The sequence below is a fragment of the Candidatus Villigracilis vicinus genome (assembly GCF_016702885.1).
Classification (GTDB): domain Bacteria; phylum Chloroflexota; class Anaerolineae; order Anaerolineales; family Villigracilaceae; genus Villigracilis; species Villigracilis vicinus.
The window spans coordinates 67545-84204 of record NZ_JADJDD010000009.1 but is presented as its reverse complement, the minus strand read 5'-3'; the positions used below and the strand labels follow the sequence as shown (position 1 = coordinate 84204).

The following is a 16660-nucleotide window of genomic DNA, read 5'->3' as shown; positions in this document are numbered from 1 at the left end:
ACTCTCCTTTGGGGTGAAAATGCGAATAAATTGTCAGACTGACAATTTATTCTATGCAAGTTGATGAATTCTGTCAAGATAGATTGTCAGTTAGACAATCTATCTTTGAGCATTGGTATAATTCCCCACTAGAAACTTCAGATCATGGACGGCTGATATGGGACGCAAAAAACTGGTTGACCAAAGACAAATAGAAATTCTCGATGCCTTCGAGCGCTGTCTCCTCCAATATGGACTGGAGGAATGTACGCTTGAGCGTGTAGCGCAGGAAGCGGGCAAAAGCCGCAACATCATCCGTCACTATATCGGCAACCGTGATGACCTGATCGCTGCCTTTGTCGAGCGCATCCTGCTGCGCATCAAACAGGTGGCGGCAGATATACTGGAAAACACGCCCAAACAACGACTTATCCCCAATGTTTTGAATTTTCTATTTGAAGAACGAAAAGTAGATTCTCCCCCAGATCTCGGCGAACGAATGCTTGGCGGCATGTGGCGCATCCGCGAACAAAGCCCGCTCACCCAGCAGGCGTTGCTCAACTTCTACAAGGAATTCGAAAAGATCCTCACAGAGGGTTTATCTCATCTATACCCAAATGTACCTGTCAAGAAATGTCAGGAAATTGCCTATTCGATCATTTGCCTCGCGGAAACTAATTGGGTGCTGGGCTCTGTTGGTGTGGATATCTCCCATACGCGTATGGTACGTCGGTCAGCAGAATATCTGTTGCAAACATTGGAATGACCGCCGCACATTCAAGATCTTTCTCATGAGAGGTCCCATCAAATATAACGCCAGTACTCATGGGTACATACAGGAAGGGAACAGCTGGTTCCTAAAAGAGTAGAATAGTACATACACACATTAAACAACAACCAAAGGTCTGCTATGCGAAAAATTCCATACTACCTCCTGACCAGCATCATGATCCTGGGCTGCGCCATCCCAACTTTTCTCACGCCCTTATCGGGAGCGAACAGCGAAGACTGCTCCAATATTGAAATTACAGATACCGACGTGGAAAAGAACCTTGCATACGGTGCTTCCATGTTCTCTGATTGGAAGCGCAGTTACACCGTCCAGCAAGACCAAACCTACGCCTTCTATTTAAATAACCCGCTTGGTGCTGCTGCAAGTGTCACCACACTTGCCCTGTGTGATGCCCGGAATGAACTAAAGAGTTACGCCAATCCGGGAAACCTGGACATTCTGCTCTCGAACTATGATGAGTTCAAACAGACCGCCTCGTGCGAACAGGATGGCACCCTGCTATTCCAATTTACGGCATACAACGACGATTTTAAATACGATATCCACTTTTGGTTTGAGCCGCTTAAAGAGCGCAATCGCGCCCGCGAAGTGATGGTTGTATTCCCTGTGAGCGACCTGCAAAGCATGGAGAAATATTCCACAACATTGTTCCCGGACATCCCGTTTTGCCCCTGATTTTACAACCAGTCTTTTCATTTGATTCGCCCGCTTAAATCACAGACCGCCATGCTTAGCATGGCGGTCTGTGCAATTGTATAAGAAAATCTGAACTACGGTCATTCAGGAATTAAGACGGTGGTGATTTCCAGAATGACCTTTGAGAACAGATCAACAACCTGCGGATCAAAATGTATACCCGATTGTTCCTGAATGAATGTCAATGTCTTTTCGCGGCTCCATGCCTTACGATACGGACGATCGGAAGTCAGGGCATCCCACACATCGACCACGGCAAATATTCTTGCAGAGAGGGGAATGTCCGTGCCCTTCAATCCGCGTGGATAGCCCGTACCATCCCATTTTTCGTGATGGCAAAGCGGAATATCGAGAGCGGGTCGCAGATATTCAATGGGGTAAAGCATGTCATACGCCATTTGTGGGTGTTTACGCATTAACTCCCATTCTGATTCGGTTAACTTATCCGGTTTTAACAGGACTGAATCCGGTATTCCCAGTTTTCCCATGTCGTGTAATAACGCTCCGCGTTGGATGTGCATGAGTTCATCACCATGAATGCCGAAAAGACCGGCAAGTTTCTTGGTAAGTTCGGTGACGCGCCTGGTATGACCTTCCGTTTCTTTATCGCGCAGGTCCATGGCGTGTGACCAGCCTTCGATGGTTTTGTCATACGCCAGGAGGAGTTGTTGGTGAGTCGTCTCAAGATTCTGACGTTCTTCAAGAAGCTTGCGGTATCGATTCAAGCGCGAAATGCCCAGCAGGCGGGCACGCAATTCATAACGGTCGGGCGGCTTGGAAATGAAGTCATCCGCTCCGGCATCCAACCCACTGAGCAAAGATTGCCGATCATCCAGCGCGGTGAGGAATAGAATGGGAACTTCTGCAATGGACGGATCACTGCGGATGCGCCGGCATGTTTCAAAACCATCCATGCCCGGCATCATCACATCCAGCAATATAATATCAGGAAGAATGGCTTTTGCCACTTCAATGGCTTGATAGCCGTTCTCTGCCATTGCCAGGTCGTAGCCGTCGGCTTCCAAAATGGAAACCAGCACTTCGCGTCCAGCGGTGTCATCATCCACGATAAGAACAGTGCTTCTCAGGTCATTCATGTTAATCTCCACTAAATTTCACGTGGTTTTATCCGGTCTTCACGGCGGGAATACTCAACTTGATCACCACACCGGGTCCGCTTTCGCGGTTCATGATCCGGCTGATCCCACCGGCACCCCAAACAATGGAGTTCACCGTGGCAAGCCCCAGTCCCATACCTGGCACTTCACCCGTGAAATCTTTTTCACCCTGGAAGTACGGCAGCCAGGCAGTGGTTAACTGTTTGGGAGAGAGGGCAATACCATCATCGCTGAATTGAAAATGCACCTGATGGTCATTCCCGGGCGTCACGTTAACCGTCACATGGGGTGTGCCCGCTGGATGAAATTTCTTGGAGTTGCCAAGAATTTCCCAGACCAATACTTCAACAGACTGCAGAGGCAATACGATCTGGACATGATTCAGGATCTCGGGTAATCCTATTTCGATATCTGCTACACCTACTTCAGCCGCGATCCGCTGGACCATTTCCTTGAAACCGGAGAGTTCAAAGCCTTGCGTACTGCTAACATTCGCATAAAGGTTTGAGTACCGCAAGATCCTATCGAGGGTATCAGAGAGTCGCATGGCACCCTTTAATGCCGTTTCTGAAAGTTGGGCGATCTCTTCCGGCGATAAGCGCGGCGCATGACGCGCCAGGAGTTCAAGGCTTGATACGATATGGGTCACCGGTGTGCGGACCTTGTGGTTGATCGCTTCGCCAAAACTACGCGTATTCCTCCGATTAAGAACGTCCGCCGTAACATCGCGCATGCGGATGATACGAGACCCAGGTTCGCCATTGGGAATATCGAATACAGACGCTTCCAGCCAAAACTCATGTGAAGAATTCGTCTCCGGGCGGACAAGGTAGCGGGTTATTGAAAGTGTCTGGCTTGTCAACGCAGGCCAATCCGCCCAGGCTTCATTCGGCTGGAGTTTATACTGACGTAACGCGATCTCCATGAATTTTTCAGCAGGCGGGGTACTCGTATCCAAATTTAATCCAAGATAAAAGCGAGCCTTCGGGTTGACGTAGGACACCTTATCATTGTTTTGGAGCAGCACATACCCATCACTGGCTCGTTCGCTGATCCATGAGAACATTTGGTTCCTCTCGTAGAGGAGGCGGTATTTGTTCAGCTGGGTAATGGAACGTACACGGGCACGCAGTTCGGCACGGTCGAAGGGTTTGGTGAAAAAATCATCAGCCCCTGCGTCCAGGCTTGCAATGCGAATATCCCGGTCACTTAAAGCCGTGAGCATCACGATCGGGGTCTTGGCAAGTTCGCGGTTACTGCGAAGCATTTGACAGACCTGAACCCCATCGATCTCGGGGAGCATAATATCCAATAAGATCAGGTCGGGTTTTAGCTCCATGGCTTTTTTCAGCGCATCACGCCCGTTGGAGGCAAATTCCATTGAGTATCCCTGATCCTGCAGGATCGATTCAACCACCTGTTGACCCGAAGGCTCATCATCAACAATAAGGATCGTAGGCTTCATATGTTTATCCCTTCCTGAATCTTACCCAAGGCTAAATCTGAAAACATAATGAAATAGTATTTTGATTCGTCCGAACGATACATACCGGAAAACCCCTATTTTTAGGGGATTACCAGAATTGCAAAATACTAGAAATCACCGTCGACCAGACGATATTTGACCGCAAGCCGAACCAGACCAGCAAGATTACGAACGTGCAATTTTTCCATGAGATTGGCACGGTGTTTTTCGACCGTTTTTTCGCTGATCGAAAGTAAACTAGCGATCTCTACACTAGTGTGCTCTTCAGCGATCAATTGCATGACTTCCTTTTCACGGGGCGAAAGACTTGCCAGGGGATCCGTGTCGCTGGTCTGTCTTGGTTTGAAAGCATGCTCCAGTACGATCTCAGAGATGGGAGCGCTCAGGAATTTTTTACCGTTGGCGATCTCTCGCACAGCCTGCACAAGCTCATCACTGACGGAGGATTTAAGTACATACCCATTAACGCCGCTCTGCAATGCCTGATAGACCAACCCTTCATCTGCATACATGGAAAGCAAAAGGATATGTACCTTGGATTTCCGGCTGCGCAGCTGCTCCGCTGCCTGAATACCGTTCATGCGCGGCATCATGATATCCATGACCAGGACGTCAGGAGAAAGCTCTTCAGTTAGTTCCAGGGCTTCCTGCCCATTGGAAGCTTCACCCAGAATGGTCATATCCCCTACTTTCTCAAGAATGGCGCGGATACCCGCTCGCACCATAAGGTGATCTTCAGCGATCAATATTCGGATCATGCTGCCTCCGTGGAATGGATCGAGCCAGATCTTAATGGCAGGGATGCTGTCAGGATGGTGCCGCCGTTCTTGCCAGAACGGATACTCACTTCCCCACCGACCAAGGACACACGTTCTTTCATTCCTATGATGCCGATCCCATTAACCGGGGCATCCGGTTCCGGGAGACCTTTTCCGTTATCCTGTACGATCAAGTTGACCTGATCATCTTCCAGGCTCAGTTCCACCCAGGCATGGTTAGCGTCAGCGTGTTTGGCAATATTCGTAAGTGCTTCCTGCAAGACCCGATATAAGATGATGCCATATAGGTCGGGCAATTGATCAGCCGCGGCATCGACCTCGAGGGTAATGGGGATATGGCTAAAGTCTGAAAACTTCGAACAATGTGCCTGAATTGCAGGCTTCAAGCCGAGCGTACTTAAGAGCGGCGGGCGCAATTCATGTGCCATCCGGCGGATCTTGACGGCAATTTCATAGGTCTGGTTATGGATCTTTTCAAGCCGGTCAAATAGATCCACCGGAGTAAGGGTCAGGTCAGATTGCAGGTCGCGGATATCCATCAACTCTGCAGTGAGAAGCTGACCAAGTTCATCATGAAGTTCATGGGAGATGCGCATACGCTCATCCTCAAGCACCGTCACCATTTTCTGCGCCATTTCACGCAAACGTTCACGCTGTTCAAGCAGGCTGCGATAGCGATTAAGACGAATGATCGTGCGTACACGGGCGCGAAGTTCCTGACGATCGATCGGTTTGGAGATGAAATCATCAGCACCCGATTCGATACCTTCGAGGCGTGAGGCGGTGTCATCCAAAGCGGTGAGAAGGATAATGGGGATCTCGGCAAGCCCGGGTGTGGCGCGGATGCGCCGGCAGACTTCAAAACCGTCCATGCCAGGCATCATCACATCCAATAGGATCAAGTCCGGTTGCAGGGTTTGAACCTTTTCCAATGTCTGAATGCCGTCTTCTGCCATTTCGAGAATGTAATTCTCTCCACTAAGGATGGCATCCAGAGTTTCGCGGCTGGCAACGTTATCATCTGCGATTAAGATGGTATTGCTCATTGTTTTCCTCTTTTTGCAAGTGTAAGTTGTGTTTCGATGGTATGGAGGAGATCGCCTAATTTAACCGGCTTACTTAAATATTCATTCATCCCGGCTTCCAGACAGCGCTCACGATCACCCGCCATGGCGAGGGCGGTCATGGCAACAATGGGCACATCCTTCATCCCCAATTGACTGCGGATAAGCCGGGTAGTTTCAAGCCCGTCCATTTCCGGCATCATGACATCCATCAAGATTAGATCGGGGTGAACTTCTCCGGCACGGGCAAGCCCTTCGAAACCATCACGAGCAGTGACCACCTGGTACCCGTGGAGTTTCAAATAGTCATGGATTAACTGGGTGACGGAATCAGTATCATCGACGACCAGGATGGTTTTGTTTCCACCAGTATTAGGAAGTAGAACCTGCATGGAAGGAGCATCAGACCGAGGCAATGCTCCTATTATTTTTAGTGGAGCGGTTCCTCCAGCCTTCAACCAAGGTATGGATACGATGAAGCGGCTGCCCTTTTGAGGTTCGCTTTCAACGGTAACATTTCCGCCATGCAGGCGTGCCATCTGGCTGACCAACACCAGACCGAGCCCTGTACCCTGGCTGCCACGCGCAAGTCCGGCATCCAACTGGACGAAAGGTTGGAACAGGAGATGCAAATCTTTTTGGTGGATGCCAATACCGGTATCCCAAACGATGAAACGCAGGGTATCTGCTTTGGGGTCAGCGGTAATATCCAGCCCAATTTGCCCGCCTGTGGGGGTGAATTTGACGGCATTGCTCAACAGGTTGACAAGGATTTGTTTGAGGCGGCGCTCATCTGCCCGCACTTGTTTTACGGTTTCATCGACATTCAAGGATATATTCAATCTCTTCTTTTGCGCACTCTCGCGGACCATACGCAAGCTGGATTGCGCAATGGTGTTCACATCCACCTTGGTCAGATCTAATTCAATGCGCCCGGCGCTGATCTTGGCAAGATCGAGGATATCGTTGATCAGCTCCAGGAGATGCTGCCCGCTTTCCAGAACAGTCTGAAGGTATTTCTGTTGTTTCTCGTTCAATGGCCCGGATATCTGCTCGAGCAGGCTTTCCGTGATCCCAAGCACGGCATTAAGTGGTGTGCGTAATTCATGGCTCATGTTGGCAAGGAACTCATCCTTAAGGCGCAGGGCGCGTTCCATTTCAGCATTGGCAAGACGCAGGTTTTCCTCTGCGCGCTTGCTGGTCGTAATATCGTGAATGGAGGCAAGATAATGCTGCTGACCTTGCAGGTTAAGGGCGAAGACATGTGTATTAATATCGCGCAGTTCCCCGCTGACATGTTGAAGCTTGAAGTCGAGCTCCGCAAAGCCATCTTTATTTTGTAGAGCGTTGAGCGTTACTTCGGTCAAGTTGGTTATTATATCTTTGGGCAGGAAGTCCATTTCCTCTACCGTATGCCCAATGAATTGACTGCCAGGCAAGCCAGAAACGGTCTGGAACGCGTGATTGATGCGTACCACCCTGCCATCCTGATCGAACAAGATCACTGCTTCTGGCGCTTCTTCGAATAAAAGTCGGTTCTGTTCTTCACTTTCGCGCAGGGCATTCTCGGCAATTTTTCTGGCAGAGATATCACGCACAACACTTTGAATGAATTTAGGCTGCCCGTTTTCATCGCGGATCAAAGATAGGTTGATCTCGGCTTCGACTGTGGAGCCATCTTTTCGGAGCATTTTGCGCTCGTAAACAGGCAGGCTTTCACCTGTCAACAATCGATTTAATTGATTGCTTGCTTCAATCTCTTGACCGGGCACAATGAAATCCATGGCGTTTTTACCGATGATCTCTTCCGAAGAAAGCCCAAGCAGGTCGGTACAGCGGGGGTTGGCACGCAGAATATGACCATTGGGGTGGGTCATAAAAATGGCGTCATTGGCGCTTTCAAACAAAGCGCGATAGGTTTCCTCTCTTTCACGCAAGGCAAGCTCGATCTGTTTACGCTCTGTGTTATCAAACACGGTGGAGCGGCTGGTTATATAGTCGCCATGATCGTTCTTGACCGCCGTAGCATTGATCAAAACAGGAAATATCGACCCATTTTTTCGGCGGAATTCCATTTCAAGTCCGCTGAGCGAACCTTCTTTTTTGAAAGCTGCGAAAATTTCCCTAAAAGTATCCAAGCTGGTCGGGGAGAGGAAATCTGTAATGGGCTTTCCAATGATTTCTTCACGGGTGTACCCCAACCAGTTCAATTCGGTCTGGTTGATCAAACTGAAATTGCCATTGACATCGAGAGAGTGATAGCCTGCAGGGGCATTGTCGTACAGGTCCTGCACCTCGGCAGTCCGCTGCCTGACACGTTCTTCCAGTTCCAAGAACAGGCGTGCATTGGAAAGTGCCGCAGAAACATGCAAGGCAAGCGCCTCGGCAAAACGTAAATGATCCTGGGTATGGGCGTTTAGATTGACACTAAAGACCTGCATGGCGCCAGCCACCAGACCATTAACCTTGAGCGGAACAATGATGGCGGAACGGGTACGTTCCTCATCCTCGGAAACCTCTTTATAAATTTCCGCTTTTTCATCGAAGTACATGGTGGTATTGGCTGTATTAAGCACGCGTTCATAATCAGGCAGCAATAAAGATTCGCCGCTGCGAATGACCCGGCTCTGAGTGCCCCGACCTGGCGGTTCAAGCGGAATGGGCGGAAAGCCGGAGACATCTTGCGAACCTTCGCTGGAATGCATGTATTCACATGTGATCAATTCAGTCTTTGGATCAAAAGAAGACAGCACAAGGAAATCACACGGCATGGCACCCGCAATGTACTGGTAGATGATCGGATATATCTTATGCGGGTCGAGGGTTTCTGTCAGTGCATACCCGGCTTCAAGCAGATTCGAAAGATCCTCGGTGCGCTTTTGCAGGTCACGCTCGATCGACCGGCGCAGCAAGGCAGATTGCAAGCGCTCTGAAAGCGTTTCAAGCAAATTGCGCTCTTCAAGCAGGAATGAACCTTCGGCTTCCACTGGTCGTTCTTCCAAATAGGCGATCTCGATCTTGCCGGTCTCTCCGTTGGGTAGATTGAACGTTTCGATCTGCATCCATGGTGTTTCGACAAAACCCGGGGTGGCATAATTCAACTCACCCAGATAAATACGCACAACCGTGATCTCAGGATATTGCCAGGCAGGCGGCAGGATTCGCGCCAGTTCCTTCACAAGCTCCATCTCCGAGAGGTGTAAATTCTGGAACAAACGCGCCGCCTGGTGCAAGGCGGTTAACTCTTTGACGCGCTCACCCAGGTTGTGAATAAGGACCTGACGTTCTTTTTCCACGATCCTGCGTTCCACCAGCTCCGTTTGCACCGATTCATACAAGCGGGCATTTTCCATGGCGATCGCCACTTGATCGACAAGAGTTTGCAAGACCTGAATATCCTCTGCTGTAAAAGCATTGGGCAGTGGGCTTTGAACATCCAAGACACCGACCACCTCTCCGGCGATCTTGATCGGCAGCCCAAGCTCGGAAAGGGTATGGATATGCTCCGGGAAGTAATTGATGTAGGCGCCGCTATTCGTATCCGCCTGATTTACCAACAACATGGTGCCGCTCTCGCCAATTGAACCCACGACTCCTTTGCCAAGTTTGACACGATGTGCCTCAGGGAAGAACTGGGCATACTTCCCTGCGCGCGACCGCATCACCAACTCCGTGTGATCCTCGCTCATGGTGAACATACCCACATGGTGATACCCAAATGATTCTTGCACCAGTCCGGCAGAAAGATCAAGGATGCCTTGAATATCCAATATGCTGGCGATCTTCCGTCCCACATCATTGATGAGCGCCATTTGAGAAGCGCGCTTTTCAAGCTCGAACTCAGCTTCCTTGAGCCGGGTAATATCGGTATGTGTACCCAACAGGCGCAATGGTTTCCCCTCCACATCGTAGGCAACCAGTTTACCGATGGAAAGGATCCACTTCCAGGCTCCGGACTTTGTTTTTTGCCGAAATTCGACCCGATATTCTGAAAGCCCGCCACTTAGGTAATCAGCATAGATCTGGGAAACACGTTCACGGTCGTCAGGATGAAGACGTTCCATCCAGGCGGCGTTGGTTTCAACAAACATCGTCGGATCATACCCAAGCATTTCGGCGTATTCACGGTTAACGATCGTATGCCCGGTTTGCACGTTCAGGTCATACATGCCCAGTTTGCCAGCACTCAAGGAGAGGCGTAAACGTTCTTCGCTGTCTTGAAGCGCCTCATCCGTGCGTTTTCGCTCAGTGACATCGATGGCAATACCGGCAGTGCGGATGAGAGTGCCCGCCTCTTCATCGTAAACTGGGAAGGAGCGGTCATGAATATAGCTGATGGATCCATCCGGACGTACCACACGGTACTCTATCTCGGTAGGTTCACCATTCGATTGCTGCTCCAAAGCTGTAAATACGGTCTGCTGATCCTGCGAGTGAATACCGATCAAATAAAGCCTGCCATCTTCATACAAGGCATTCACCGAATGTCCCCAAATGAGCTCAAACCCCGGGCTGATATAAATAATCCGTTGTTCAGCGTAATCATACATCCAGAACACTTCTTTGATGCTTTCGGCGATCTGCCGGAAACGCATTTCAGATTCATACAGGCGGCGTTCGGCTTCAACCTGATCGGTGATATCGCTCGCCAACCCAACAACACGGACCACTTTACCATTTTCATCAAAGACCGGGGTGCCCTTGTCATGGATCCATCGAGTGGAACCATCCGGACGGCGAATTCGGTATTTCATATCGGTCTTAAAGCCACTGCTCTCAGTTTCGCGTCCTTTGCTAAAAGCCTCCTGGTCTTCGGGCAGAACAATATCAAGATATCCGCCTGGCATTTGTTCCACCGTTACCGGATCCCTGCCAATGATGGCAGAAAATGCAGGGCTGACATACAGGTTTGTACGGGTTCCCGGTTCGGATACCCAGAAAATATCGGATACGTTCTCAGCCAGCTCAGTGAAGCGCTGGTTGCTCTGAATGATGTTACGCTCCATGGTCTTGCGTTCGGTGATATCGCGGACGATCGCCACAACTTCATCCCTACCGCTGGGCGCCATGCGGGCTTCATAATCGTGCTGACCCTGAGTGGGAATCGACAATTGATACTCAAAGGTTTGAACCTTGCCGGTTTCGAGAGTGACCTGTATCTTTTCTTCGATCAGGTCGGCAAACTCCACAGGGGAAATATCACGGTTGCGCAAACCGACAAGAGAAGGAAGTTCCTGAGCATACAGTTCATGGGTATCTGCCTTGTAATCCAGGAAGATGCCATTGCGATCCAGCCGAAACATCATGTCTGGGATGGCATTCAACATCGCCTGCGAGCGCACCTGACTTTCGCGCAAGGCATTCTGTATCTCTGTATAAACAATAAAATTACCGACCTCTGTTACCAGGGTTTCGAGAGACTGAATACTGTATTTTGGGATCTGCGCCAAATGATGAGAACCAAGCACCAACGACCCAACCATCCTGCCTTGGTAAAGAACTGGAAGGACCAAGGCAGATGTTAAACCTTCTCGCTCATAGATCGAATTTCGAAACAGTTCATGCTCCGCAGTGTAATATCGGGTTTGGTCAGATATGCCGCTTGTCAATTTTGAGCTGCCTGCTGAGTAGTAGGCAACCTCCTTAACAAATTCTTCGCCAAGCCCTGTATGATAAAGCAGGGACAATTCCCCGGTATCAGAAAGTTTATAGAAACCCCCACTATCCAGCCCGGAAAGGTGCAAGGTGGTCTCCAGGCAGATGCGCAAGCCTTCCTGAATAGTGTTCACCTTGCTAATGGCGCGTACCAAGTCATGCTGGGCATGGACGAGCATTTCGGCACGTTTGCGTTCGGTAATATCGCGCGTGATACCCACATACCCAATCAGATTCTGTTCCCTGCCCCAAACTGGAGAAGACAACACTTCTACATCCACCCAGTGACCATCCTTATGTTTCATTAGATACTCAGTGGGAGTATTGCCGTCTTTAACTCCGGTTAACCGCGCCTTAACAACCGCCTGCATGGTTTGGAAGCCCGCCTCATCCAGAATGTCTGTGACATACAATTTAATAGACTCTTCAGACGAATACCCTAAAACACGTTCGACGGCAGGGCTGACATATACGAATCTAAAATCCGGGTTCACTTGCCAGAGAATATCATCCACATATTCGTTGATAATACGCAAGCGCTCTTCACTGGCGCGCAGGTCTTTTTCCACCAGCTTGCGCTCGGTAATATCCAACGCATTGAACAGGAGTGTATCAACCACACCATCACCGTTTTTTATCGGGCTCATACTGACGTGGAACCACATCTGCTGCCCGCGAACCTCAACCTCTAATTCGTTGGTATCCACAAGTTGTTCATCGATCACTCTGCGCACAACGGCATGGTACGCATCTGCAATCTCTCTGGGGAATAGATCGTAAAGTGTTCTTCCAACAATATTCGTATCACTCCAAACACGCATGCTGACCGGGTTGGCGTACAAGATCACTCCCTGACGGTTCAGGACCGCAATGGCACTATCGGAGGTCTCAGCCAGGCTGCGGTAATTCTCTTCACTGACTTTGAGAGCATCTCCCGCTTGTTTACTTTCGGTAATATCGTGGAAGTTGATCGCGATCCCCTCCACGGCGGGCTCTGCCATCAAGTTACTGAAGGTGCTTTCGATCCAACGCCAACTCCCGTCTTTATGCAAGAATCGATATTGAAGGGTTGGCGTCTGTTTAGGATTCTGGATCAAGTCACCAAGAACAGTTACTACCATCGTCAGGTCTTCGGGATGTGTCAAAACGTTCGGATCCAGGTCGGTGATCTCGTCATAGGAATAACCAAAGATACGAGATGCAGACTGACTGGCATACTTAAACTTGCCATCCAGCCCAACGAGAACAATGCCATCCGGTGCATGCTCGATCAATGAACGGTAGCGCTTTTCCATGCGCTGTATCTCGTCCTCTGCCCGCACCCGTTCGGTGATATCCAGCACTGTTCCGGAAAATCTCAATACGTTCCCAGCTTGATCTCTAACAACATGATAGAAGGGGCTAAGAATCTTTTCAATACCTGAGCGGGTAATGATGCGGTAATCACTTTGTTCGGGTAACCGCCCATGAAGCATGTCATCCATTGCGAGTGCAAGCCTGTCACGATCTTGGGGATGAATCATGGCAAGATATGTACTAATCTCTGGCGTACCCAGTGCGGGGTCCCACTCGAACAGGCGGCACATTTGTTTCGACCACCACCCCGTACCGCTGGAGACATCGAAGTACCAGCTTCCGAACCCTGCCTGTTCTTCTGCCCCCTCCAACTTATTGAGGGTTTCCCTCAACTGCCTTTCCATAATTTTTCGTTTCGTAATATCGCGTGAAACGCCATACACTTCCAATTTTCCTGTAGTGGAATGACGCGTGAAGCGTGTGGTGGTCTCCGTCGATACCGTAGATCCATCCTTACAGGGCTGCTCTAGCTCGTCCATATAGGTTTTCGAAATACCCTGTTCGAACTCTTCGATGCGCTGGGGCAGAACTTCAGCAAGGTAAACTGCTGAATCAGGCATCAACGAATCCATCATGGGCTGCGCCAGCACTTCTTCAACGCTATAGCCGCGCAGCTGCAGAATAGATGGACTGATATAACGGAAGCGGGCTTCTTCCAGATCCAAGATCCAGATCACATCAGAGATATTCTCCGCCAACAGGCGGTATTTTTCTTCGCTAAGTCGCAGCGCCTCGTCTGCACGCCGATAAATAAGGATATTCCCAATATCAGAGGAAAGTGCCTCTAAAGAAAGGCGCGAAACGTCTGGGATCTGATCGATCTTGTGAGATGCGACATTAATACACCCGATCAATTCCCCTTGGTGTTGAATGGGAATGATCGCAAGTGAATGCAAGCCTTCATCACGATCAAGCTCTCGAAGAGTAAGTTCTGCTTCAGAAAGGTAGAGAGCCTTGCCTGCAAGTAACTCTTGCATACCCAGGGAATTCTCCGGGATACGGCGTACAGCATTTACAAACTTCTCGCTCAACTCGGTATACTCGATCAGTTCCAACTCACGGAGGTCGGAATTAAAATAGTAGATCCCACCGCAATCCAACCCGGCAATGCGAATGGCAGACTGAAGCGCCGCCTTCCAAATCACTGAAATGGGCGCATCATCACTGACCAGCCGCGCCAGGTTGCGCTGGGCGGCATTCAACTCCTCTGCCTGTTTACGCTCGGTGATATCCTGCGAAAAGCCGATCACATACGGACTGGAAGACTCCTCGATCCCGTATGCCGTTTTCACATGAATCCATTTTAGTTTCCCATTAACCAGGATGCGATATTCAAGATCAAGATTTTTATTGTTTTTTGTAGTTTCCGACCATGCAGACAAGACCCATGAAAGGTCTTCAGGGTGGATCATGGGAAGGAGATCCTGTTGTGTATAGTCCCCAGCCTGCCACTCCATAATTTGATCATCACCAGGACCAATAGTCATGGTCCCCGTTTGGGTATTGAGCACCCAACTTTGAATGCTCGCCATTTGCTGCACTTCCTGCAACAGGTTGTTTCTTCGTAGCGCGGTTTCTTCAGCCGTTTTAAAGTCGGTAATATCTCGAATAATACCGAGCATATACTGGGGTCTGCCGGTTTCGGCATACGTGATCTTTGCATACTGGTGCAGCCAGCGTTTTCCACCTTCCAGGGTTGGAATGGAAAACTCATAATTCATGTCGGTTCGTTTCTCAAAAATGGCGCGATCGAGAATTCGCATGGGCTCCACCATGCCAGGGTTCAAAGCTTTTCCGAGATCTTGCAGGGAGATGTGATAATCCCCGACTGGCAAGCCGAAAATACGAAAGAATTCATCCGACCCGGTTAACTGCCCATCCACCCACTCCCAATGCCCAACATGCCCAAGCCGCTGAGCTTCAGAAAGAAGCGCTTCATTCTTCCTGAGTTTTTCTTCCGCTTCCTTACGTTCAGTAATATCCTGCACGGTACCCATAACGCGGACAACTTTGCCGTCTTCGCCAAGGAGCAGCTGAGTGCGTTCCTGCACATGCCGAACCTGACCATCTGCAAGAACAATGCGATGATCGATACTGGCTAATTTTTTTTCCTCCAACATTTGGGCGCGGTGACGTAAAAAATCTTCCTTATCGTCCGGGTGAATAAAGCTCTCGAACGCTTCTACTGATACAACAAAGTCGATCGGAGAAACGTTAAAGATTCGGTACACCTCATCGGACCAGGTCAACTTCTGTTCATCCAGGTTCCACTCCCAATGACCGAGATGCGACAATTGCTGGGCTTCAAGCAGCCGGTCATGGGTTTCTTTAAGTTCCCAATTCGCCTTTTTCCAGGCGGTCACATCACGGATCGAAACGATCACTCTGGAAAGGTCATGGTGATGGTCAGGAGCGGCACAAAACTTTAGCTGGATGTCGATCAATTTACCATCCACCGTCTTGTTGACACCTTCCCACTCAAACTCAGCTTGATCAGCGGTAAGAAAAACCAGTTCGTCTTCAAACCCGTGGATGGCTTCTCCATCAAGGTATCCCGCCAGATCTTTCAGCAAATCTTCTTTCTTCTGCGCCCTGAATAGTTCAACTGCCGCCTTGTTAACATCCAAGACTTTGATCAGAGCTGCACATGCTGCAACCTCGTCAGGATGCTCCTTAAAATAGGTCTTGAAATCCGAAATGCCATTTTGGCGAAGAGCAGTCAACCTGGCTTTGACGGCGGAAAAATCCTGTTCCAGGAGAGCCAAAGGCGAATCCTCAAACAAGCCGCGATACCGAATTTCACTTTCACGCAGGGCTGTTGTGGCTGCTTCCTGCTCTGTCACGTCACGAACGTTCATCACCAACCCGCGAACCGTTGGGTCATTGAACATACTTGTACCCAGGGCTTCCAACACACGCCAATTGCCATCTTTGTGAAGGATACGGACTTTGAGAGTTTCGCGCGCCCTGCCCGCCACCTGACCGCGATGCACAAAGGATTCGTTCACAACACGTAGGTCGTCCGGGTGAATGGTTTCACGAAAATCATGCCCAAGCAGTTCTTCCGGGCTATATCCCATGATATGGCTTGATGCCGGGCTGACGAATTTGAACAAGCCTTGTCCATCCACGATCACGACCATGTCTTTTGCATTGGCGATCATGGCATGGTATTGGGCTTCGCTTTGCTTGAGAGCTTCTTCCGCCTGTCTACGTTCTGTGACATCATCCATCACGGTCAACAAAAATCGGCGCTGTTCGATCTCAACATATTCTGCGGTAAAAATTCCATACCGCAGCTCTCCCGACCGGGTTCGCACCAGTACATTTTCATTCCGCAAATAGCCCTGCTGGCTCATCTTTCCCAACAGCACTGCACGCTGATCAGGGTCGACGAACAAATTCAACTCCGACGCTGTCTTGCCCACCACCTCTGCCCGGGTGAAACCCAGTGTTCGCAGGAAGGTTTCGTTCACCTCCGCATACTTTCCTGTTTGCGCATCTGTCAACGCCATTTGAGAAGGACTGGCTTGAAAAACCTTGGAAAAGAGAGCCTCTTCCTGCGATCTGGACTGCCTCTCGTCAAACACAAGGGGCACCCCGGTTGCCATTCCCAGGGCGGGCTTCCAATTCTGCGATCCGGGTTTCGGCAGAGCGCAGTTCAACGAGTAGATCAGCTTTTTTAGGGTTGCTTTTCATAAGACATATCCGTTCTTGAAGAAGTCCATATTGAA

General features: G+C 49.8%; 7 protein-coding genes. 2 read left to right on the top strand and 5 right to left on the bottom strand.

The window, feature by feature from the left end:
* Positions 1-157 precede the first annotated feature (157 nt).
* Together IPG80_RS09765 and IPG80_RS09760 are read left to right on the top strand one after the other, a co-directional pair.
* Complete coding sequence (locus IPG80_RS09765; RefSeq protein WP_345105836.1) at positions 158-745, top strand: TetR/AcrR family transcriptional regulator; 588 nt, start codon at positions 158-160, stop codon at positions 743-745.
* 144 nt (positions 746-889) lie between these two features.
* The gene (locus IPG80_RS09760; RefSeq protein WP_345105834.1) at positions 890-1447 is read left to right on the top strand and encodes a hypothetical protein; all 558 of its coding nucleotides are present in this window, start codon (positions 890-892) and stop codon (positions 1445-1447) included.
* A gap of 101 nt (positions 1448-1548) precedes the next feature.
* On the opposite strand, the gene IPG80_RS09755 is transcribed toward IPG80_RS09760, so the two are convergent.
* From IPG80_RS09755 to IPG80_RS09735, 5 genes are all read right to left on the bottom strand, one after another.
* A complete protein-coding gene (locus tag IPG80_RS09755; RefSeq protein ID WP_345105831.1) occupies positions 1549-2565 on the bottom strand; it encodes an HD domain-containing phosphohydrolase in 1017 nt (338 codons plus the stop codon).
* 28 nt (positions 2566-2593) lie between these two features.
* Positions 2594-4051, bottom strand: a complete 1458-nt coding sequence (locus IPG80_RS09750) for a response regulator (RefSeq protein WP_345105829.1) — start codon at positions 4049-4051, stop codon at positions 2594-2596.
* A 128-nt stretch (positions 4052-4179) separates the two neighbouring features.
* A complete protein-coding gene (locus IPG80_RS09745) occupies positions 4180-4830 on the bottom strand; it encodes a response regulator transcription factor (RefSeq protein ID WP_345105827.1) in 651 nt (216 codons plus the stop codon).
* A complete protein-coding gene (locus tag IPG80_RS09740; RefSeq protein ID WP_345105825.1) occupies positions 4827-5897 on the bottom strand; it encodes a response regulator in 1071 nt (356 codons plus the stop codon). Before IPG80_RS09740 ends, IPG80_RS09745 begins: the two co-directional genes overlap by 4 nt.
* Positions 5894-16537, bottom strand: coding sequence for a PAS domain S-box protein (locus tag IPG80_RS09735; RefSeq protein WP_345105822.1), 10644 nt, complete (start codon positions 16535-16537; stop codon positions 5894-5896). Before IPG80_RS09735 ends, IPG80_RS09740 begins: the two co-directional genes overlap by 4 nt.
* Positions 16538-16660: the final 123 nt, after the last annotated feature.